Source organism: Streptomyces sp. NPDC020917, from assembly GCF_044333795.1.
Lineage (GTDB): Bacteria > Actinomycetota > Actinomycetes > Streptomycetales > Streptomycetaceae > Actinacidiphila.
On record NZ_JBIRRR010000027.1, the window covers coordinates 23,740 to 46,007 of the forward strand.

Annotated in this window: 16 protein-coding genes; 2 read left to right on the forward strand and 14 right to left on the reverse strand. The window is 74.1% G+C overall.

The features are described from left to right. Window positions 1-41: 41 nt before the first annotated feature. From ACH4TG_RS37025 to ACH4TG_RS37050, 6 genes are all read right to left on the reverse strand, one after another. Window positions 42-635 (reverse strand): NADAR family protein, encoded by a 594-nt coding sequence (locus tag ACH4TG_RS37025; RefSeq protein ID WP_398247083.1) that lies wholly within the window; start codon window positions 633-635, stop codon window positions 42-44. 23 nt (window positions 636-658) lie between these two features. Continuing rightward, on the reverse strand, window positions 659-1,204 hold the full coding sequence (locus tag ACH4TG_RS37030) for an MOSC domain-containing protein (RefSeq protein WP_398247084.1): 546 nt from the start codon (window positions 1,202-1,204) through the stop codon (window positions 659-661). A gap of 66 nt (window positions 1,205-1,270) precedes the next feature. Continuing rightward, window positions 1,271-1,453: a hypothetical protein gene (locus tag ACH4TG_RS37035; RefSeq protein ID WP_398247085.1), complete on the reverse strand. Its 183-nt coding sequence runs from the start codon at window positions 1,451-1,453 to the stop codon at window positions 1,271-1,273. A gap of 123 nt (window positions 1,454-1,576) precedes the next feature. Continuing rightward, window positions 1,577-3,550, reverse strand: coding sequence for a Xaa-Pro dipeptidyl-peptidase (locus ACH4TG_RS37040; protein ID WP_398247086.1), 1,974 nt, complete (start codon window positions 3,548-3,550; stop codon window positions 1,577-1,579). A gap of 108 nt (window positions 3,551-3,658) precedes the next feature. Further along, window positions 3,659-6,061 (reverse strand): Tex family protein, encoded by a 2,403-nt coding sequence (locus tag ACH4TG_RS37045; RefSeq protein ID WP_398247162.1) that lies wholly within the window; start codon window positions 6,059-6,061, stop codon window positions 3,659-3,661. Window positions 6,062-6,186: 125 nt separating this feature from the next. Beyond that, a complete protein-coding gene (locus ACH4TG_RS37050) occupies window positions 6,187-6,693 on the reverse strand; it encodes a GNAT family N-acetyltransferase (protein WP_398247163.1) in 507 nt (168 codons plus the stop codon). A gap of 183 nt (window positions 6,694-6,876) precedes the next feature. On the opposite strand from ACH4TG_RS37050, the gene ACH4TG_RS37055 reads away from it, so the two are divergent. Beyond that, entirely contained in the window at window positions 6,877-7,956 is a 1,080-nt protein-coding gene (locus tag ACH4TG_RS37055) for a fatty acid desaturase family protein (RefSeq protein ID WP_398247087.1), read from the forward strand. 27 nt (window positions 7,957-7,983) lie between these two features. Here ACH4TG_RS37055 and ACH4TG_RS37060 read toward each other — a convergent pair whose 3' ends face one another. From ACH4TG_RS37060 to ACH4TG_RS37095, 8 genes are all read right to left on the reverse strand, one after another. Further along, window positions 7,984-8,463: a macro domain-containing protein gene (locus ACH4TG_RS37060; protein WP_398247088.1), complete on the reverse strand. Its 480-nt coding sequence runs from the start codon at window positions 8,461-8,463 to the stop codon at window positions 7,984-7,986. Between the two features lie 45 nt (window positions 8,464-8,508). Then, complete coding sequence (locus ACH4TG_RS37065) at window positions 8,509-9,909, reverse strand: M1 family metallopeptidase (RefSeq protein ID WP_398247164.1); 1,401 nt, start codon at window positions 9,907-9,909, stop codon at window positions 8,509-8,511. 273 nt (window positions 9,910-10,182) lie between these two features. After that, the gene (locus ACH4TG_RS37070; RefSeq protein ID WP_398247089.1) at window positions 10,183-12,351 is read right to left on the reverse strand and encodes a 3-hydroxyacyl-CoA dehydrogenase NAD-binding domain-containing protein; all 2,169 of its coding nucleotides are present in this window, start codon (window positions 12,349-12,351) and stop codon (window positions 10,183-10,185) included. A 27-nt stretch (window positions 12,352-12,378) separates the two neighbouring features. Beyond that, window positions 12,379-13,593, reverse strand: a complete 1,215-nt coding sequence (locus ACH4TG_RS37075) for an acetyl-CoA C-acetyltransferase (RefSeq protein ID WP_398247090.1) — start codon at window positions 13,591-13,593, stop codon at window positions 12,379-12,381. A 34-nt stretch (window positions 13,594-13,627) separates the two neighbouring features. Next, a complete protein-coding gene (locus tag ACH4TG_RS37080; protein ID WP_398247165.1) occupies window positions 13,628-14,728 on the reverse strand; it encodes a CaiB/BaiF CoA transferase family protein in 1,101 nt (366 codons plus the stop codon). A 923-nt stretch (window positions 14,729-15,651) separates the two neighbouring features. Then, entirely contained in the window at window positions 15,652-17,610 is a 1,959-nt protein-coding gene (locus tag ACH4TG_RS37085; RefSeq protein WP_398247091.1) for a primary-amine oxidase, read from the reverse strand. A gap of 209 nt (window positions 17,611-17,819) precedes the next feature. Continuing rightward, a complete protein-coding gene (locus tag ACH4TG_RS37090) occupies window positions 17,820-19,370 on the reverse strand; it encodes an APC family permease (protein ID WP_398247092.1) in 1,551 nt (516 codons plus the stop codon). A gap of 40 nt (window positions 19,371-19,410) precedes the next feature. Further along, window positions 19,411-20,367, reverse strand: coding sequence for a hypothetical protein (locus tag ACH4TG_RS37095; protein ID WP_398247093.1), 957 nt, complete (start codon window positions 20,365-20,367; stop codon window positions 19,411-19,413). A gap of 238 nt (window positions 20,368-20,605) precedes the next feature. Between ACH4TG_RS37095 and ACH4TG_RS37100 the strand changes: the two genes are divergently transcribed. Then, window positions 20,606-22,237, forward strand: coding sequence for a hypothetical protein (locus tag ACH4TG_RS37100; RefSeq protein ID WP_398247094.1), 1,632 nt, complete (start codon window positions 20,606-20,608; stop codon window positions 22,235-22,237). Window positions 22,238-22,268 lie beyond the last annotated feature (31 nt).

The following is a 22,268-nucleotide window of genomic DNA, read 5'->3' on the forward strand; positions in this document are numbered from 1 at the left end:
CGTGCGCGGGCCGTCCGGCGGGCGGCGCCGGCCGGAGGCGCTCAGGCGGTGCCGGGCGTCTCCGCGGCCAGCCGGGCGCGTGCCTCCATCAGGGCGAAGCCCAGCAGGTTCAGGCCGCGCCAGGCGGCGGGGTCCTCGGCCCGCGGGTCGTCGGCGGCCAGCCCGATGCCCCACACCCGGTCCAGCGGGCTGGCCTCGACCAGGACCCGGCTGCCGGTGCCCAGCAGGTAGTCCCGCAGGTCCGGGTGCTGCCGGAACTTGTGCACGCTGCCCTCGGTGACCAGCGCGAACCGCTCGCGCTCCCAGACCTGTTCGTCGAAGCCGCGGACCGTGCGGCCGACGCTCTTGGCGGTCCGCGGATGGCCGGCGGCCACCGCCTTCCGCTCGGCCTCGGCGTCGCCGAACAGCCGCGCCTTGCCGGCCATCATCCAGTGCTCGGCGGTGGCGTATCCGACGCCGTCGACGGTGAAGGGCGACGGCCACCACTGGCTGAGGCAGCCCGGCCCCGCGCTGCCGTCGCGCTGCGGGCGGTGCCCCCAGAAGTGCAGGTACTTCACGCGCCGCCCGGTGGCGGTGTGGGCGGCCAGCGCCGCCACGGAGCGGATGGTCCCGGCCGGCTGTGCGGAGGCGGTCACCTGGTCGTCGGTCCTCTCGCGGCTCAGACCCGCTCCAGCGGGCGGTGCGGGGTGGCGGGAAGTTCGGCGCTGACGGCGTCGCCGGGCCGCAGCTCGCCGCCGGTCAGGACGACGCCCATGATGCCGCCCTTGCGGATCACGGCGCCGCCCTCGTCGCGGCCGACGACCTGCTTGAGCAGGCCGCTGCGGAACCGGTCGATCTGCAGGCACGGGTTGCGCAGGCCGGTGACCTCCACGACCGCGTCGGGACCGAGGTGCAGCAGGGTGCCCACGGGCAGGCCCAGCAGGTCCAGGCCGCGCGTGGTGACGTTCTCGCCGAGGTCGCCGGGGGCGACGTCGTAGCCGGCGAGGCGGAGGTCGTCGAACAGCTCCGCATGGATCAGGTGGACCTGGCGCAGGTTGGGCTGCGTCGGGTCCTGGGCGATACGGGAAAGGTGCTGGACGGTCACGCCCAGATGGGCGTCGCCCTCGACACCGAGTCCGGCGAGCAGCCGGATGCTGTCCTGGTTGGCCTTGCTGAACCGGTGCGTGCCGTCGCGGCTGACCGCGATCACCGAACCGCTGTGCATAGGAGCGTCGTCCCCTCGATCGGATGCCCTGACCCGATGCTTCACCCTATCGGGGGACGCGCCTGGTCAGCGACCGATTTGCCGCCGGCCGACGCGGCGCAGCCGGCGCCGCTGGGAGCGGTCGAGGGTGAGGTAGGCGGCCGTCGGGACGCCCAGGATGATCAGCACGACCGCCCAGAAAGGCAGCCAGATGAGCAGGAAGAGGCCGACGGCCACTCCCCCGATGGCGATCTTCGCGCGATTCGACATCTCCCCGACTCCTGTCCCTGGCTCCCGCCCGCCGCGGACGGGGCGGCCCGCGCCGCGCCCCCACCGTACTACCCAGTGGAACGCGCCGCGTGCCGCCCCGGTTCCCGCCGGGAGTCCGCCGGGTCAGCCCAGCTCGGCCGCCGGGGTGAACCGCGGGGCCGGCGCCGCGGGCCGCAGTGCCGGGGTGTGCGCCGGGGAGGCCGCCGCCGCGCCGGGAACGGTCGCCAGCGCGCCGGTGCCGCCGGAGACCGGCAGCCGCAGCACCGACTGCGACAGGTCCACGGAGACCGTCGGGGTGGTGGAGGCGGGCAGGATCAGGCCGCCGTCGGTGCCGGCCACGATGAGCGCGAGCCGGTGCCCGGCGGGCACCACGTGGTCGGTGGCGGCCAGCTGGATGGTCATCGTGTACGGCTTGCCCGGGGTGAGCGGCACGCCGTGGGCGAGCGACTGGTAGTGGCCGAGGTCGGCCCAGCCGCGGCTGAAGACCGTGTGGTCGACGGACTCGGTGTCGGCGGCGGTGTCCAGGAAGCACGCGCTGTCACCGGGGGTGCTCTCGCCGTAGCAGGAGCGGGTCTTCAGGGTGGTGATGCCCTCCCCGCCGCCGAGGAAGTCGCGGATCGTCGCCGGTCCGAGGTCGACCAGCACGGCCGACAGGTGGGCGCTGGACGTGGAGGAGGTCGCGGTCACGGTGACCGTGCCGCCGCCGGAGATCCGCAGGTCCTTGGCGAGCACGCCGGTGGTGAAGGCGGTCTTGGCCGGGGTGGCGGTGTCCGCCGCGGCGGCCCAGTCCTCCTCCCACAGGTTCGGGTCGTCGGTGAAGGACTCGGTGCCGGTGGTGTGCGCCTTGCCGAGGGTGCCGAGGCCGTTCACGGCCGTCGGGCCGAGGTTCAGGGTGCTGATGTGGGTGCCGGACGGCGGCCACGCCTTGTCGGTGGTCCAGTGGTCGACGGTGCGCTCGATGTCGGCCATCGGCTCGCGCTCGATGCCGTTGTCCACGCCGAGCAGGTAGTGGTCGAACCACCGCTGGAGGGTGGGCACCCAGGCGGTGCGCCGGTAGTCGAACGGGTCGACGTGGCCGGTCTGGGACAGCCACACCTTGCGCTCCACGCCGTGCTGCGCGAGCGCGTTCCACCACTGGCCGAAGTGCTTGGTGCGCACGTTGAGGTCCTGCATGCCCTGCGCGGCGAAGACGCTCGCCCGGACCTTGCCGGCGTCCTTGACGTAGTCGCGCGCGGTCCAGAACGGCGTCCAGTCGCCGCTGCGGGGCGAGCCGGCGATGATCTTCTGCTGCTCGGCGGCGCAGTTCGCGTGGGCGCTGTCGCTCTCCACGTAGTCGGACAGCCACTCGGGGCCGTCCTGCAGCGGGGCGCCCTGGTGGAAGTAGTAGTCGTACCAGGAGGAGATGGCGCTGATCGGCACGATGGTCTTCAGGCCGGCGACACCGGTGGCAGCGACGCCGTTGGCGATGGTGCCGTCCCAGCTCTTGCCGATCATGCCGACGGCGCCGGTGGCCCAGGTGGCCTTGACGGCGCTGCCGCCGGAGCGGGCGCTGTAGCCGCGGGCCCGGCCGTTGAGCCAGTCGACGACCGCCTTGGCGGACTGGACGTCCGACGGCCCGCCGACGTCCACGCAGCCGTCGGACCGGTCGGTGCCGGCGAGGTCGACGAGCACGGTGGCGTAGCCGCGCGGCACGAAGTAGTTGTCGTAGAACAGCGGCGCCTGGACGATGTCGCCGTTCGCGTCATAGGTCTTGAGCTGGCTCTCGTTGCCGCGGCCGCAGCAGGAGTAGTAGGGGCTCGCGTCCATGATGACGGGAACCTTGCCGCCCTGGCGGGCCGGTTCTGAGGGCCGGACGATGTCGACGGCCACCCGGTCGGTGCGGCCGTCGCCGTCGCCGTCCCTCCCGGTGTCCACCCACACGGCCTCGCGAATGGCGTCGGCGTAGGAGTAGACGGGCTGGCTGAGGCCGCCGCGAACGGTTCCGCCCCCGGCCGCGTGGGCGGCTGCGGGGGCGGTGAGTACGGCCGCGAGGGCGGCGAGGACCGCCGCGACCACGGATATCCACGAGAGGCGGGGTGCCCGCGTCAGTGAGCGCATCCCGCGAGGTTAGCGTCTGTCGGACCACGGTCAACAGGGTTGACGTCCGGGACAGTTGGGGGCGGCGGGGGCGGCCGGGGTCGGCCGCCCCTCACTCACCTCGCGGTGCTACTTGCCGCCGGTCAGGCCCGCGCGGCGCAGGGCGTCGGCCATCGCGCCGCCGGGCGCGGGCCGGTCCTGGCCGCCGCGCCGCCCTCCCTGGCCGCCTTGACCGCCCTGGCCGCCCTGACCGCCCCGGTTGCCGCCCTGGCCACCGCGGTTGCCGCCCTGCCGGGGCGGGTTGCCGCGGCGCTCGCCACCGCGCTGCTGGTCGCCGCGCGCCGGGCGCGCCTCGTCGTTCAGCCGCAGGGTCAGCGAGATCCGCTTGCGCGGCAGGTCCACGTCGAGCACCTTGACGCGCACGATGTCGCCGGACTTGACGACGTCGCGCGGGTCGGAGACGAACGAGTCGGACAGCGCGGAGACGTGCACCAGGCCGTCCTGGTGGACGCCGACGTCCACGAACGCGCCGAACGCGGCGACGTTGGTGACCACGCCCTCCAGCAGCATCCCGGGCCGCAGGTCCTTCATCTCCTCCACGCCTTCCTTGAAGGTCGCGGTCTTGAAGGCGGGGCGCGGGTCGCGGCCGGGCTTCTCCAGCTCGGTGAGGATGTCGGTGACGGTCGGCAGGCCGAACGACTCGTCGACGAAGTCCTGCGGCTTCAGGGTGCGCAGCACGCCCGCGTTGCCGATCAGCGCGGGGACGTCGGTGCCCGCGGTGGCGCTGATCCGGCGGACCACCGGGTACGCCTCCGGGTGCACGCTGGACGCGTCCAGCGGGTCGTCGCCGCCCTGGATGCGCAGGAAGCCGGCGCACTGCTCGTACGCCTTGGGGCCGAGCCTGGCGACGCCCTTGAGGTCCTTGCGGGTGCGGAACGGGCCGTTGGAGTCGCGGTGGGACACGATGTTGGCGGCCAGGCCCTCGGTGATGCCCGACACCCGGCGCAGCAGCGGCACCGACGCGGTGTTGACGTCGACGCCGACACCGTTGACGCAGTCCTCCACGACGGCGTCGAGCGAGCGGGAGAGCTTCACCTCGGACAGGTCGTGCTGGTACTGGCCGACGCCGATGGACCGCGGGTCGATCTTCACCAGCTCGGCCAGCGGGTCCTGCAGGCGGCGGGCGATGGACACCGCGCCGCGCAACGACACGTCGAGGCCGGGCAGTTCGGCCGAGGCGTAGGCGGACGCGGAGTACACCGAGGCGCCGGCCTCGGACACCACGGCCTTGGTGAGCTTCAGGTCGGGGTGCTGCTTGATGAGGTCGGCGGCGAGCTTGTCGGTCTCGCGGGACGCGGTGCCGTTGCCGATCGCGATCAGGTCGACGCGGTGCGCGGCGGCCAGCCGGGCGAGCGTCGCCAGCGACTCGTCCCACCGGTTGCGCGGGGCGTGCGGGTAGATGGTGTCGGTGGCGACGACCTTGCCGGTGCCGTCGACCACGGCGACCTTGACACCGGTGCGCAGGCCCGGGTCCAGGCCCATGGTGGCGCGGGTGCCGGCGGGCGCGGCGAGCAGCAGGTCGCGCAGGTTGGTGGCGAACACCCGCACCGCCTCGTCCTCCGCCTGCTGGCGCAGCTGCACGCGCAGGTCGATGCCCAGCCGGACCAGCAGGCGGGTGCGCCAGGCCCAGCGGACGGTGTCGGCCAGCCAGCGCTCGCCGGGACGGCCGGGCTCGCCGGAGGAGGAGATGCCGAAGTGCTGGGCGATGCGCCGCTCGTAGCTGCTCGGGCCCTCGGCCGGCTCCTCGGGTTCGAGGGTGAGGTCGAGCACCTCCTCCTTCTCGCCGCGCAGCATGGCCAGCACGCGGTGCGAGGGCAGCTTGGTGAACGGCTCGGCGAAGTCGAAGTAGTCGGCGAACTTGGCGCCGGACTCCTCCTTGCCCTCCCTCACCTTGGCCAGAAGGCGGCCGCGGCTCCACATCCGGGTGCGCAGCTCGCCGACCAGGTCGGCGTCCTCGGAGAAGCGCTCGGCCAGGATGGCCCGCGCGCCGTCCAGGGCGGCCGCCGCGTCCTCCACGCCCTTGTCGGCGTCGACGTACGGCGCGGCCGACGCCTGCGGGTCCAGGCCCGGGTCGGCCAGCAGCGCCTCGGCGAGCGGCTCCAGGCCCGCCTCCCGCGCGATCTGCGCCTTGGTGCGCCGCTTGGGCTTGTAGGGCAGGTAGATGTCCTCCAGGCGGGCCTTGGAGTCGGCCGCCATGATCTGCGCCCTGAGCGCGTCGTCGAGCTTGCCCTGGGACTCGATGGACTCCAGGACGGCGGCGCGCCGCTCGTCCAGCTCCCGCAGGTAGCGCAGCCGCTCCTCGAGCGTGCGCAGCTGCTCGTCGTCCAGGGTGCCGGTGGCCTCCTTGCGGTAGCGGGCGATGAACGGCACGGTCGCCCCGCCGTCGAGCAGGTCGACGGCCGCCCGCACCTGTCCCTCGCGTACCCCGAGTTCCTCGGCGATCCTGACCTCGACCGAAACGTTGCCGCTGATGGTTCCGCTCCTCAGATCCGCTGACCCCTTGCGTGTCCCTGCATCGTAGACGGCCCGGGCGGCGGAATGCGGTGACCGCCGGGCCGCGCGGCGCAGCGGCCGCGCGGCGGGTGCCGGGGCCGCGGTCAGCGCAGCGGCTTCTCGAACCAGTGGTCGGCGTAGGGGCTGTCGTTGTAGGGCGCGATCTCGCGGTAGCCGAGCCCGGCGTACAGGGCACGGGCCTCGACGAGGTCCTTGCGGGTGTCCATGCGCATCCTGGCCGCGCCGAACTCCTCGCGGGCGACGGCTTCCGCGGCGCCGACGAGCAGCCGCGCCACGCCCTGGCCGCGGGCCTGCGGGGCCACGTACATGCGGGTCAGCTCGGTGGTCCCGGCGTCCAGGACGCGCACGCCGACGCAGCCCGAGGGCTGCCCGTCCCGGCGGGCCACCAGGAACTCCCCGGTGGGGCGGGCGAGATCGTCGCTGGGCTCCTCGGCGAGGACGGCCGCGAGCTCCTCGTCGTCGGTGGGGCGGCCGTGGTACCGCTCGATCAGCTCCACGTAGTAGGCGCGCAGCAGCGCGGCGGACTGCGGGTCGGTCACGGGGTGGGCGGCCGCGGTCCAGCCGGCCGCCCGCGGGTCGTTGGTCGTCACCCGGCCATCCTGGCAAGGCCCGGGTGGGGTTTTCCCCCGGTTTTCCGGTCGGCGGGCCCCCGCACGGGTCGGGTGGAGGCGTCATGGCCGCGGGCGGGCCCCGGTTCGTAGCGTCGTGGGTGCGGCCGGGCAAGGCCGCCGACCTGCGTCGTCCGCGCCCCCGAAGCCGCCCGAGGAGCACCCATGCCCGCTTCCAGCAGCACACTCGCCGTCGCGTCAGCACCGCCGCCGGGGGCGGAGCGGGCCTCCGCGGGAGGGCGGCCGGAGCCCTCGGGCAGCGAGTTCGCCCCGCTGCTGCGCCAGGTCAGGGACGCCGGGCTGCTGCGCCGCAGGACCGGCTGGTACGCGGCGATGATCGCGGTGAACGCGCTGGCGACGGGCGCGGTGTGGACCGCGGTGGTGCTGCTGGGCGGGACCGGCACGTGGTGGGTGCTGGCGCTGGCGCTGCCCGCCGCGGTGCTGTCCGCGCGCACCGGGTTCATCGGGCACGACGCGGGCCACCAGCAGATCGCGGCGGGCCGGCGGGCGAACCGGGTGCTCGCCCTGCTGCACGGCAACCTGCTGCTGGGCATGGGCGCGAGCTGGTGGACGGACAAGCACAACCGCCACCACGCGAACCCCAACCACGTGGGCAAGGACCCGGACGTGGAGGTCGGCGCGCTGGTGTGGTCCCGGGCCCAGGCGGTGGAGCGGGAGGGCTTCGCGCGCTGGCTGACCAAGCACCAGGCGCGGTTGTTCTTCCCCATGCTGCTGCTGGAGGGGCTGGCCCTGAAGGTGGCGAGCTTCCAGGACCTGCGGCGCCTGTCCGGGCGCGACCGGGCGGTGGAGGGCGGCCTGCTCGTCGCGCATCTCGCCGGGTACACCGCCCTGCTGCTGTGCGCGCTGCCGCCGGCCCAGGCGGTGGTGTTCGCGCTGCTGCACCACGCGCTGATCGGCCTGCACCTGGGCTGCGCGTTCGCGCCCAACCACAAGGGCATGGCGATGCCGGAGGAGGGCGCCCGCTGGGGCCACCTGCGGCGGCAGGTCCTCACCTCCCGCAACGTCCGCGGCAACCCGGTCACCGACTTCATGCTCGGCGGCCTCAACTACCAGGTCGAGCACCATCTGATGCCGAGCCTGCCGCGCCCCCATCTGCGTCTGGCCCAGCCCCTGGTCCGCGCGCACTGCGCCCGGCTGGGCGTGCCGTACACCGAGACCGGGCTGCTCGACTCCTACCGGCAGGCCCTGGGCCACATGCACGACGTGGGCGCACCCCTGCGCTGACCCCGCTTCCCCGGGGCGGTCCGCGGCTCAGCCGTCATGGTCGTAGACCGTGACGGCCACGCCGCGTGCCACCAGCTGCTCGGTGACCAGGGGTTCGACCCGTGTCCAGGTGCCGCCGGCCAGCCCGCAGCCGATCCGCGGCATGTGCACGGAGGCGCCGAGCCGCCCGGCATGCTCGGCGACCCGCCCCAGCGCGGTGCCGATCGCCGGGTAGCGGACCGGAACACCCTTGCTGCCGGTGCGTATCCCCCGCTGCCCGATCATGTTCGCCACCCACAGGTAGGGGCCGACCTGGACGAACTGGACGGCGCCCAGGCCGAAGTCGTTGGCGGCGCGTTCGCGGTGCCACCTTCGGTAGGCGGACTCGGGCTCGGGCCAGCGGCGCGAGACGGCGAGCACGAAGCCCTTCCCCCAGCCGCCGAGGTCGTTGCAGACGTGCGCGATCACCTTGACGCCCTTGCCCTGCGGTGCGGTGGCGTCTCCCCGCACATACGTGATCTCCCCCATGCCTCCACGGTAGGTGCCGCCACTGACAGCCGCACCGGCGTTTCGTCACAGGTGGGCGGGCTTGGCGGCGCCGTAGAGCCAGGTGCGGAACACAGGGGTCAGGTCGCGGCCGGTGAACTTCGCGCAGAAGGCGGTGAAGTCGGCGGTCGAGGCGTTGCCGTACCGGTGCTCGGCGGGCCAGGCGCGCAGCAGGCGGAGGAACTCGGCGTCGCCAAGGGTGCGCCGCAGCTCGTAGAGCACCAGCGCGCCGCGGCGGTAGACGGGTGCGGCGAAGAGGTCGGCGGCGGTCGGCGGGGAGGCGGGCGGGAAGGCCCAGGCGGCGGTTTCGGCGAAGGCCGCGGCGGCGCTCTGGTCGACCGTGTCGCCGCCCTCGTGGGCGTCCCACAGCCACGCGGTGTAGGTGGCGAAGCCCTCGTTGAGCCAGATGTCCTGCCAGGACCGCGGGGTCACCGAGTCGCCGACCCACTGGTGGGACAGCTCGTGGACCAGGGTGCTGAGCGGGACCGCCGGCGGGTCGCCGTCGCCGGGGAAGAACGGCCGGTTCTGGGTCTCCAGCGCGTAGCCGCCCTGGTCGCTTCCCAGATGGGCGACGATCGCGCCGGAGGACGCGAAGGGATAGGGGCCGAACAGGCCGCTCTCCCAGTCGAGGATCTCCGGGATGCGGGCCAGCGCGGCGGCCGTGGCCGGGTCGTTCGAGCGCGGGTCGACGGCGGTGTAGAGCGGCAGCCCGGCGGGGGTGGTGGACCGGGAGACGTCGAAGTGGCCGATGGCCAGGGTGGCCAGGTAGGTGGCCATCGGCCGGCTGGTGCGCCAGTGGAAGACGGACCGGCCGCCGGTCTGGGAGGTGCCGGCGAGCTCGCCGTTGGAGACGGCTGTCAGGCCGCCGGGCACGGACACGGTCAGGTCGTACGCGGCCTTGTCCGAGGGGTGGTTGTTGCAGGGGAACCAGGCCATCGCGCCGACCGGTTCGCCGAGCGCGACGGCGCCGTCGCTGGTGCGCAGCCAGCCCTCCCGCGACCCGTCGGGGTCGGTGAGGGTGCGCGGCACGCCGGCGTACGCCACGGTGGCGGTGAACTGCTCCCCGCGGTCGAGCGGCTTGTCCGGGCGCACGGTGAGCTCGTCGCCGGACCGGGAGAAGGCGGCCGGGTGCCCGCCGACGGTGACGGAGCCGACCGTCAGCCCTGACAGGTCGAGGTTGAAGCGGCCGAGGTCCTGCGTGGCGGTCGCGGTCACCGCCGCGGTGCCGGACAGCCGCCCCGACGACGGCTCGTAGGACAGGTCCAGGCCGTAGTGGGTGACGTCGTAGCCGCCGTTGCCCGCGTGCGGGAAGAGCCGGTCGCCGACGCCCGGTGCGCCCGCGACGGGTTCGGCGACCACCCCGCCGGCCGAGCAGGACAGGCAGCAGGCCAGCAGCAGCGGCAGCAGGGCGTGCCGGGCCGCGCGCAGCGGCCGGGGGCGGGCCGGGCGGGGGGCCGGGGCGGAGCCGGCCGGACCGCCGCGGCCGCCGGAGGAGGGACGTGGACGCACGCGGGCCAGCGTACGAGACGGTCCGGCACACGCCGCGCCCGCCGCGTCACCTGCGCACCCGACGTCACTCGCGTACCGCGTCGCCTGGGCACGACCGGCGGCCGGACCGCAGGTGGACGGGCGGAGGGCGGGTGCGGAACGCGGAGTGGGCCCGGCGGGCCGCGGCCGGGACCGCGGCCCGCCGGGCCTCGGTCAGTCGGTGAAACGCTCCCCGCGCTCGGCCTTCTCCACCAGCAGTGCCGGCGGGTTGAACCGCTCGCCGTAGGCGGCCGCCAACTCCCGTGCGCGGGCGGTGAATCCGGCGACGCCTCCGTCGTAGCCGTTGATGTACTGGAGCACACCGCCGGTCCAGGCAGGGAAGCCGATGCCCAGCACCGAACCGATGTTGGCGTCGGCGACCGAGGTGAGGACGCCCTCCTCCAGCAGCCGCACGGTGTCCAGCGACTCGGCGAACAGCATTCGCTCCTGCATGTCGCGGAACGGGATCTCCGCGCCGGGCTTGGTGAAGTACTCGGCGAGCCCGGGCCACAGCCCGGTCCGCCGGCCGTCCTGGTAGTCGTAGAAGCCGGCGCCGCCGCTGCGGCCCGGGCGGTCGAACTCGTCGACCATGCGGTCGATGACCCGCTCGGCCGGGTGCTCCTGCCACACCCCGCCCGCCGCCTCGACCGCGGCGCGCGCCTCGCGGCGGATCTTGCGCGGCAGGGTGAGCGTGAGCTCGTCCAGCAGGGAGAGCACCTTCGCCGGGTAGCCGGCCTGGGCCGCGGCCTGCTCGACGGAGGCGGGCGCGAGGCCCTCGCCGACCATCGCCACGCCCTCGTTGATGAAGTGGCCGATCACCCGGGAGGTGAAGAACCCGCGCGAGTCGTTGACGACGATCGGGGTCTTGCGGATCTGCCGCACCAGGTCGAAGGCGCGGGCCAGCGCCTCGTCGCCGGTGGCCCGGCCGCGGATGATCTCCACCAGCGGCATCCGGTCGACCGGCGAGAAGAAGTGCAGGCCGACGAAGTCGGCCTGCCGCTCGACTCCTTCGGCGAGCATGCTGATGGGCAGCGTGGAGGTGTTGGAGCACAGCAGCGCATCGGACGCGACGACGTCCTGGATCTCCTGGAACACCTTGTGCTTGAGCGCGGCGTCCTCGAACACCGCCTCGATGACGGCGTCGCAGCCGGCCAGGTCGGCCGGGTCGGCGGTCGGGGTGATCCGGGCGAGCAGCGCGTCCCGCTTCTCCGGAGTGGTGCGGCCCTTGGCGAGCGCCTTGTCCAGCAGTCCTGCGGAGTACGCCTTGCCGCGCTCCGCGGCCTCCGCCGACACGTCCTTGAGGACGACGTCGATGCCGGCCCGCGCGCAGGAGTACGCGATACCGGCGCCCATCATCCCCGCGCCGAGCACGGCGACCTTGGCGACCTGGCGGGCGGGCACGTCCTTGGGGCGGCTGGCACCGGAGTTGACGGCCTGCATGTCGAAGAAGAACGCCTGGGTCATGTTCTTCGAGATGGGGCCGCAGGCCAGTTCGGTGAAGTAACGGGCCTCGATGACCCCGGCGTTGTCGATGTCGACCTGCGAACCCTCGACGGCCGCGGCGAGGATGTCGCGCGGCGCCGGGTAGGGGGCGCCGGCCAGCTGCTTGGCGAGGTTCGCCGGGAAGGCCGGCAGGTTCGCGGCGAAGGCGGGGCTCTTGGGGGTGCCGCCGGGGATCTTGTAACCGGGGGTGTCCCAGGGCTGCCGCGCGTCCGGGTTGGCCTCGATGAAGGCGCGGGCGGCGGCCAGCATCGCCTCGCGGTCGGCCGCGACCTCGTGGATCAGGCCGGCCTCCAGGGCCCGTTCGGCGCTGTACTGGCGGCCCTGGAGCAGCACCTTGAGCAGCGCGTCGGCGATGCCGAGCAGGCGCACGGTGCGCACCACGCCCCCGCCGCCGGGCAGCAGGCCCAGGGTGACTTCCGGCAGGCCGATCTTGGTGCCGGGGCTGTCGAGGGCCACGCGGTGGTGGCAGGCCAGCGCGATCTCGTAACCGCCGCCCAGGGCCGCGCCGTTGATGGCGGCGACGACCGGGCGGCCGAGGGTCTCCAGCCGGCGCAGCCGGCTCTTGATCCGCAGCGACCCGGAGTACACCTGCTCGGCGTTCTCCGGCGTCGCGCGGATCAGGTCGCGCAGGTCGCCGCCGGCGAAGAAGGTCTTCTTGGCGGAGGTGACGATGACGCCGCGCACCTGCTCGACCTCGGCCTCGAGCCGGTCCAGGACGGCGTCGAGGGAGTCGGCGAACGCCGCGTTCATGGTGTTGGCGGACTGGTTGGGATCGTCGAGGACGAGGGTGACGATGCCGTCGCCGTCCTGCTCCCAGCGGATGGTGGTGGACTCGCTCATGTCGGTGGGCTCCAGAAAGGCGGGGGGTCAGAGGCGTTCGACGACGGTGGCGACGCCCATGCCGCCGCCGACGCAGAGGGTGGCGAGCCCGTACCGCTGGTCGCGGCGCTCCAGTTCGTCGATGAGGGTGCCGAGGATCATGGCGCCGGTGGCGCCCAGCGGGTGGCCGAGCGCGATGGCCCCGCCGTTGACGTTGACCTTGTCGATGCTGACGCCCATGTCGGCGGCGAACCGCAGCACGACCGCCGCGAACGCCTCGTTCATCTCGATCAGGTCGATGTCGTCGACGGTCAGCCCGGCCTTGGCGAGCGCCTTGCGGGAGGCGGGGGCCGGGCCGGTGAGCATGATGGTCGGCTCGGAGCCGGACACCGCGGCGGACAGGATCCGGGCCCGCGGGGTCATCCCGTAGCGCTCGCCGACCTCGCGGTTGCCGATGGCGACCAGGGCGGCGCCGTCCACGATGCCGGAGGAGTTGCCCGCGTGGTGGACGTGGTCGATCCTCTCCACCCAGTGGTACTTCTGCAGCGCGACCGCGTCGAAGCCGCCGAGGTCGCCGATGTCGGCGAAGGACGGCTTGAGCTTGGCCAGGCTCCCGGGGGTGGTGCCCGGCCGCATGTGCTCGTCGTGGTCGAGGACGGTCAGGCCGTTGCGGTCCAGCACCGGGACGACCGAGCGGGCGAACCGGCCCTCCTTCCACGCCTCGGCCGCGCGCTCCTGGGACAGCGAGGCGTAGGAGTCGACGTCGTGCCGGCTCCAGCCGCCCATGGTCGCGATCAGGTCGGCGCCGATGCCCTGCGGGACGAAGCCGACCTGGAAGGACGTCATCGGGTCCATCGCCCAGGCGCCGCCGTCGGATCCCATGGCGACCCGGGACATGGACTCCACGCCGCCGGCCAGGACCAGGTCCTCCCAGCCGGAACGGACCTTCGCCGCGGCCAGGTTGACCGCTTCGAGGCCGGAGGCACAGAAGCGGTTCTCCTGCACGCCCGCGACGGTGTCGGGCAGGCCCGCGGCGACGGCGGCGATCCGGGCGATGTCGGAGCCCTGGTCGCCGAGCGGGCTGACGACGCCCAGCACGATGTCGTCGATCGCGGCGGGGTCCAGGCCGGGGAAGCGCCGCCGGACCTCGTGGATCAGGCCGACCACGAGGTCGATGGGCTTGGTCGCGTGCAGCGACCCGTTCGCCTTTCCGCGCCCGCGCGGGGTGCGTACGGCGTCGTAGACGTAGGCGTCGGTGCTCAACGTCGTGCCTTTCGGTGAGGGTGCGGGCGGGCGGTCAGTCGGTGGCGAGCGCCGGTACGTCCCAGTCTGCTGCGACGTCCGCGGTGTGCGCGCCGGGACGGGCCGGCGGCCGGCGTACCGCCGTGGGGGTGGCGCTGAACCGGGGCGCGGGCGCGGGCTGCACGATCCCCGCGTCCTCGGTGAAGGTGCCGCGTGCGGCCAGGTGCGGGTGGTCCGGCGCCTCGCCGAGGCCGAGGACCGGGGCGACGCAGGCGTCGGTGCCGGCGAACACGCCGGTCCACTCCTCGCGGGTGCGGGTGCGAAAACGTGCGGCGACGACCGCCCGCAACTCGGGCCAGCGGGCCGGGTCGGCGCGCAGCGCCGCCTCCTGCTCGCCGAGGCCCAGCAGGGCGGCGAAGGTGTCGTAGAAGCGCTGCTCCAGCGCGCCGACGGCCATGTGGCCGCCGTCGGCGGTGGCGTAGACGCCGTAGAACGGGGCGCCGCCGTCGAGCAGGTTGGCCTCCCGGCGGTCCTGCCAGGCACCGGCGGCGCGCAGGGCGTGGATCATCGTGGTGAGGTGCGCGGTGCCGTCGACGATCGCCGCGTCGACGACCTGGCCGCGGCCGTGCGCACGGGCGTGGTGCAGGGCGGCGAGCACGCCGGTGACCAGGTAGAGCGAGCCGCCGGCGTAGTCGCCGAGCAGGTTCGCCGGCGGCGTGGGCGGCCCCGCGGCCGGGCCGGTCAGGTCCAGGGCCCCGGTGACGGCGATGTAGCCGATGTCGTGCCCCGCGGTGGCGGCGAGCGGGCCGTCCTGGCCCCAGCCGGTCATCCGCCCGTAGACCAGGCGGGGGTTGCGGGCCAGGCACGCCTCGGGCCCGACGCCCAGGCGCTCGGCGACGCCGGGGCGGTAGCCCTCGATCAGGATGTCGGCGCGCTCGGCGAGGTCGAGCACCACGGCCGCGCCCGCGGCGTCCTTGAGGTCGACCACCACGGACCGCTTGTTGCGGTTGGTCAGGTCGAGGGCGGGTTCCACGCCGAGGCCGGCGCCGCCCGGGCGGTCGACCCGTACGACGTCGGCGCCGAGGTCGGCGAGCAGCATCGCGGCGAACGGCCCCGGGCCGATCCCCGCCAGCTCCAGCACGCGCACACCGGCCAGCGGGCCCGGCTCCGCCGAGGGAGCGGGTGGCTGCGCCACTGCTGAGGTCACACCATGGATACTAGGAACGTGTTCCAGTTTTAGCAAGGCCTGACTGAGCGCTCGCTCAGCTCCGCTGCGGTCCCCCTCCCCCTCTCCACCTCCACCATCCCCCTGAACCAGCCCCACCACCCCCCTCGCCCCCCGGCATCCGGGCTGCCCCCGGGATACGTTGCCGGCTGCGCCGCGCGTGGCTGGCCTGTCGCGCAGTTCCCCGCGCCCCTACGGCATCTGGTCCTGCCCCCTGGGGTCCGTCCCCGTCCAACGGTCCGCTGTGGCTTGGCGCGCAGTTCCCCGCGCCCCTGCGGGATCTGGTCCTGCCCCCTGGGGTCCGTCCCCGTCCAACGGTCCGCTGTGCCTTGGCGCGCAGTTCCCCGCGCCCCTGCGGCATCTGGGCAGCCCCCGGAGGTGCTTTGCCGTCTGCGACGCGCGTTGTGGCTGGGCGCGGAGTTCCCCGCGCTCCTGGGAGCATCGCCCCTCCGGGGCGGGAATCCGGGCTGCCCCCGGGGGCGCGTTGCCGGGTGCGGCGCCCGCTGTGGCTGGTCGCGCTGGGGGACCCCGCGCCCCTTGGGGTGCGCCCGGTGGGCAGGGACGCCCGGGCCACTTCCTCCCGCAGACGGGGGCCGGGCCGGGAGGGGACGGTGCGGGAGTGTCCCCGCAGGAACTGTGCATCCACCCGGGTGACCCAATGGACAAAGCCGCACGCACAGTTCCGAGGAGACACTCCCGTGGCGGCCCCGACCCCACCCACCGAAGGTGCACCGCCAGGGGCGCGGGGAACTGCGCGACCAGCCACGACGGCGGGGCACACGGCGATGGCGCCCAGGGGGCACCCCGGACCCCGCCAGGGGCGCGGGAGGGAGGCGGACCCCCGAGAGGGGGGCTCAGGCGTGGCAGTGGGTACCGGAACCGTCACCCGTTTCACGAGGAAGGTCGAGAGCCGGATTGCGGTCGAAGAACCCGCTCGGCCGCAGCGCGAACCCGCAGGAGTCGACCGGCATGACCGGCCAGTCCTCCAGGCGGGGCAGATGCGTGGGACCGAACGAGTGCCAGACGGTGAGGTCGGTGTCCTCCAGCGCCTCGCCCGGCCGCGCCCAGGCCGCGACACCGGCGCCACCCGGATGCTGGTTGGGGTAGTCGCCATCCGGATAGTGCCGCTCAGGCCGATAGCGGGTGACCCACAGATGCCGGGTCGCGTAGGCGACGCGCTCGGCGACCGGCGAGCCGGGCTGGGACAGCAGCAGCGGCCCCGCCGCGGGCACCAGGGTGTACGCGACGGGCTGCCCCATCCGGTTGAGCGCGCCGCGGTTGCTGATCCGCCAGCGCCGTCCGGCCGCCGGATCGGCGGTCCGCCCGCCGTCCCCGCTGTCGGCGATCACCGTCGCCCGGGTGGTGAAGGCGTTGCCGCGCGGGTTGTCCGGCCCGGTCGGCAGCCGCACCACGTCCACCTCCTCGACCGTGTTGCCGCCGCCGTCCAGCCCCGCGTCGAGCCGGGCGCAGAACAGGTGCTGGTGGAACGGCGCGAGCAGCCCGGGCGCGACCTCGGTGGCGTACGGCGAGCCGGCCCCGGCCTCCGCGGCCGACGTCTGCAGCAGCCCGGTCGCCTTCGCCTCGAACGCGATCGTGCCGTCCTGGTAGAGGTACCAGTAGAAGCCGTAGTCGTAGTTGCCGAGCGTCGCGATGTACGAAATCACCAGGCGCCGCGAACGGCGGCTGTCCACCGCGAAGTTGTCGAAGATGTTGGTGTGCTTCCAGAGCAGGCCGGTGTCCTCCTCGTGGATGCAGATCGCGTTGGGCAGCGTCTCGGGCCGGCCGAGGTCGTCGGCGAGCACCGCGTCCACGTAGGCGATCTCGCCGAGGCAGTCGCAGCCCAGCCGCAGGGCGTTGGCGTTGCGGCCCAGCAGGTACTCGCCGGCGTCGAGGTAGCAGACCCAGTTGCGGGCCGGGTCGGGCTCGGCGTACGGCACGGCCATCTCCGCGATGGACGCCCGGTGCAGCACCAGCCGGTGCCGCTCGCCGTCGCGGTGCGCGATCTGATGCAGCACCAGCCCCTCGCGGGCGTTGAAGTCCAGCCGCAGCCGCCAGTTCTGCCACCGGAGCACCGGGCCGTCGAGCGTGAAGGAGGGGCCCTGCGGCTGGCGGATCTCCAGCGGGCGCAGGTCGGTGCGGGCCGGGCCGGTGAACTCCGCCTCGTAGCGCCCGCATTCGGCGGGCGTCGGCACGATGCCGGTGTCGATCAACCGGATCACCCGCCGCTCGACCAGGTCGACCTCGGCGACCAGGCCGCCGACCGGGTGCGCGAACGGGTTGTCGCTCTCGCTGCACCGCAGGAACGTCAGCGAGCGCAGCATGCGGCGGCCGCTCTCGTCGGCGACGCCGAAGTGGCCGGCGGCCAGCGGGGCCGCGATGACCAGCGAGGTGTCGGTGATGCCGCGTTCCGCCATGGCCGCGCGCCAGCCCGGGTCGGCCTTGACGATCTCGTCGCAGGTCTCGTACTCCTCGAAGAGCAGCGGCGGTTGGCCGTCGGACGCCGCGTCGAGGTCGCGGTACGCCAGCAGTACGCGGGCGGTCACGTCCACCAGCGCCTCGGCGGCGCGGCCGGTCCGCGTGTCCAGCAGGGTCACGCGGATCCGGCGGTCGACCGGGTGCCCGTCGCGGTGCGCCAGCACGGTGTGCCGGTCCGGCTCGTCGGGCAGGACCAGCGGGAACCGCGTCCCCTCGGTGACCTTGCCCTCGGCCTCCAGCACCTCCCGCGCGGCGGCGATCTCGTCGGCGGTCAGCGGGTCGAGGGGGTGGGCGGCGGGCGTGCGGGGAGCGGTGGAGGTGGCGGTCTGCGAGGTCACGGTGGGGTCCTGACGTCGGAGGAGGGGTGTGCGGCGCGGGCGCGGATGCCGGGGGGGGGCCGGTACGCCGAGCGGGCGAACGGCGGCGGAACGGCGGATCGGCCGGGACGGGAAACGGCGGCGGGGGAACGGCGGGGAGGCGGCGGGAACGCGGACGGCCCGCTCCCGCCCGGGCGGGCAGGGGCGGGCCGTCACGGCACGTGGCCGGCTCAGGCCGGGGCGCCCCCGGACTGGGCGGCTGCGGCCTTCTCCAGCTGGAACGCCTCGTTGCCCATGCCGATCCTGGCGTGCACCTCGGGCTTCCTGCTGTGCAGCACCAGGCCGACGACGAGGCCGATGACGGCGGCCAGCGCGATGATGCCGGGCAGCACCCAGCGCAGCCCGTGGCCCGGGTTGGCGCCGAGCAGCACCGAGAAGTCCTTCACCGAGTACACCGCGATCACGACCAGCGCGATGGCGGCGAGGCCGGAGGTGACCAGCCGCCACGCCTGCACACCGGCGGCGCCGCGCTTGACGAAGAACACGATGACCGCCACGGCCGCGGTGGCCATCAGGATCACCACGCCGAGGGCGCCGACGTTGCCGGCCCAGGTGAACAGGCGTCCCACGGAGGCCGTCGGGTCCGGGCCCATCGCCTTGTCGAAGTGCCCGCCGTCGGTGACCGCGAACGCCACGACGACGACCAGCGCGACCGCCGACTGCAGGAACGAGCCGACCGCCGGCGCCCCGGAGGACTTGGAGGTGCGGCCGACCGCCGAGGGCAGCAGCCCGTCGCGGCCCATCGCGAACGCGTAGCGGGCCACCACGTTGTGGAAGCTCAGCATCGAGGCGAAGATGCCGGTGATGAAGAAGACGTTCAGCACGTCGGTGAAGCCGTTGCCCAACCGGTCCTGGTTCAGGGCGAAGATGAGGTTCGCGGACTGCTGCTGTGACTGGTCGACGACGTGCGACGGGCCGGTGGCCACGGTGATCGCCCAGGAGCTGAACGCGAAGAAGACCGTGGCGAAGCCGATGGCCAGGAACATCACCTTGGAGACGACCCGCTGCGGGTCGCTGGTCTCCTCCGCGTAGACCGGGGCCTGTTCGAAGCCGACGAACCCGGCGATGACGAAGCACAGGGCGGTGCCGAGGCCGGGCCCGCTCAGCGTGCCGGGGTCGAAGGCGTGCATCGACAGGCCCTGCGGACCGGCGTCGGTGACGAAGCTGAAGTCGAACACCAGCGTCAGCACGGTCTCGATGAGCAGCAGCACGCCGAGCGTCCGGGCGTTGAGGTCGATCTTCAGCGCGCCGAACACCGCGGTGATGGCGACGCCGCCCAGCGCCGGGATCCACCAGGCGACTTCGTGGTGCCAGTGCTGGAAGATCTGCCCCGATATCTCGAAGCCGAAGATGCCGTAGAGGCCCACCTGCAGGATGCTGTACGCGAACAGCGCCACGTAGGAGGCGCCGGCGCCGACCGTGCCGCCCAGGCCGCGCGAGATGTAGGCGTACAGCGCACCGGCGTTGTGCACGTGCCGGCTCATCTCGGCGTAGCCGAAGCTGAACAGCACGAGCACGACGCCGAGGATCACGAACAGCAGCGGCACACCGACGATGCCCATGGTGCCGAACGTGGTGGGGACGACACCCGCGACCACCATCAGCGGGGCGGTCGCGGCCAGGACGGAGAGCAGCAGGGCCGGAGCACCGATCCTGTCGGCGCGCAGCGCCCGTTGCTCCCCCTTGAAGGTGCTGATCTCGTTCGAACTCCCCGTCAGCATGGCTGCGGTCCTTCCCAGGAGGTGAGGCGGGTGTCGGGTCTTACGAGGAACCGAAGCCGAGCGCGTAGTTGCGCGCGGCGCGGAACGCCTTCTTCGGGTCGCGGTCGGGGTACGCCCACGGGATGCGGGTGACCTGCGAGCCGATGCGGTTGAACAGGGCGGCCGCCGCGACGGTGTCGCCGGAGTGGAACTTCCCGAACGCCAGGTAGTTCAGATCCAGCGACAGCCGGGGGTGGCTGCCGCCCTCCCAGTCCAGCCACCAGTCGAACGCGGCCCGCACGCTGGTCCTGGCGCGCGAACTGGTCCAGTAGGGCAGGTTGTTGGGTGCTGCGGGCAGCGCGCCGGCGGCGGCCAGCACCCGGTAGCGCTCGATCAGGGCGACCATCGGCAGGAGGGTCAGCGGCGAGCCGCCGCCCGCCTCGCCCGCCGCCCACTCGGCGAACTCGTACACCTCGTGGAACGGGTCGTCGCCGTCGGTCTTCTGACGCTCCGCCAGGCACTGCGTCATCAGGTGGTGGCCGTGGTGATGGCCCCGGTGCCGGCCGCGCACCTGGTCGAACGCCCTGACCTGCTCGTCGTCGGTGCCGGTGCGGCGGGCCAGGATCAGCAGGCCCAGCCAGGGGGTGGGGTCCCCGGGTGACATCCGGGCCGCCCGCAGGCACGCCTCGCGCGCGGAGTCCGCGTTCTGCTTGCCGGCCGCCGCCCGGAAGACCGCGGCGATGGCGGTGAGTGCGGCGGCGTCGGGGCTCTCCGGCTCCGCGAGTTGCCACTCGTGGGCCCACACGGAAGCGGACTTGCCCTCGCCGAGCACCACCAGGCGGTGCCCGCGCAGGTCCCAGTCGCTGCCGGTCCTGGTCAACAGGGCGCGGACATCGGCCCAGCGGCCCTGGGCCAGGGCGGCGCGGGCGGCGATGAGTTCATCGTCGCCGAAGGCGGGATCGAAGGCCACATCGTCCTTGCCCCGTGTGAAACGGAAGGGTGGCGGCGGTGGGGTCATCCGCGGGCAGCCCTCCACGGCGCGGCGTTACGTCATGTGATCGCGAACAGCCAACCGGTAGGCGGCGGTCCGCTACAAGGCCATACCTGTTGTCTCGCTGTAGTCCCTTAGGGTTGCGGGGGTTTGGGTCTCGGATCGGGCCGCAAAGCGTGCGTCCGGCTGGCGCCGGACGCGCCAATGCTGATATCGAAAGCCTGATCGTGGCAGGGCTCGGGCACGGTAGTGGGGGACCGGGGAAATGGACGACAGCAACGTGGCGCACGACGACTCCGCCGGCTCCACCCATCCCCTCGCCTACATCCGGCGCCGGCACGGCTGGAGTTACCAGGACGTGGCGCGGGTGATCGCCGAGCACGCGCGCGCCCTCGGGGTGCCGATGGCGGCCCGCCGCGAGAAGGTGTGGCGCTGGGAGCACTGGGGTGTCGTCCCGGAGGCCGACAGCCAGCGGGCGCTGGCCCGCGCGCTGGGCGTGCCGGCCAAGGAACTCCAGGCGCGGCCCTGGCCGCGCTGGCTGCCCGCGCACGGCGGCATGCCGGACGGCCTGCCCTGGACCGTGCAGGGCAGCCGCACCGCGCTCGACTCCCTGGTGGACGACGGGAGCGGCGATCCGCGCGGCTATCCGATCGCCGACGGGCAGGCGCTGCGGGACGCGATCGCCGACTGGGACGCGGCCGGGGCCGAGGGGACGGCGGAGCATCCGGAGGCCGCCGCCGCGCCGCCGGCAACGGCCGTTCAGGAACGGGCCGAGGTGGCCGCGTGCGCGCGGGCCGCCGCGGGAGCCGCCGACTGCGTACCCTCCGCAGCCGGGTCCGCGCCCGCGCATGCCTCCGTGGTGGTCCCCGTGTCCGCGACGGCATCAGCGGCGGCCTCGGCATCGATCGCGGCATCCGGTGACCGCGGTCCCACCAGGGGCGCGCCCGCCGAACGCGTCGTGGCCGCCGAGCGCATACCCGCGGAACGCACCGCCGCCGAGCGGGTGCCCGCTCAAGCGACCGGCCCCGGGCCGGACTTCGACGTCCCGGCCTGTGTCGACGAGCCCGTCGTGGAGTGGCTCGAAGCCGGGGCGCTGGGACTGCGCCGGCTGGACGACCGGCTGGGCGGCGCCGCCGTACGCCACCGCGTGGAGGCCGATCTCCGGCTGGTCTCCGGGCTGTTGGGACGCGACGTGCGGGGTGGTGCGGTGCAGCGGCGGCTGCTGCGGGTCGCCGCCGACCTCGCGCAGCTCGGCGGTTGGGCGGCCACCGACACCGGGCGGCACGGCGCCGCCCAGCGTCACTACCTCACCGGGCTGCGGCTCGCGCACAGCGCGGGCGACCGGGAGCTGGCCGTCGCCCTGTGGGGCGGGCTCGTGCTCCAGTCGGTGATCGCCGGCCGCCCGCAGGACGCCATCGCCGCCGCGGAGGCCGGCGTGCGCGCGGCCGGCGGCTCCTCCCCCGCGGTGCGCGCGCTGGCGGCCAGCCGGCTGGGCCGGGCGCACGCGGCGATGGGCGCGCTGGGGCCGTTCCGCCGGGCGGTCGCGGAGGCCGAACGCCAACTGGAGGCGGCACAGGCCGATCCGGGACCACCGTGGCTGTACTGGCTGGACGAGGCCGAACTCGCCGCGCAGGCCGGCCAGTCGCTGCTCGACCTCGGGCAGGCGTACGAGGCGCGGCCGCTGCTGGAGCAGGCACTGGCGATGCAGGACGCCGCGTATGTCCGGGACCGCAGCCTGTACGCCGCGCGGGCCGCGCTGGCCCGGGCGATGACCGGGGACCTGGAGGGGGCCCGCACGCTGGGCCGGGAGGCCGCCCGCCTGTCGCGGCACTGCGGTTCGCCGCGCCTGACCGAAGCGCTGGCAGCGCTCAAGGCCCGCCTCGACCTGCACCGCTGACCCGCCGCCCGCCACGGCGGTGGCGGAGGCC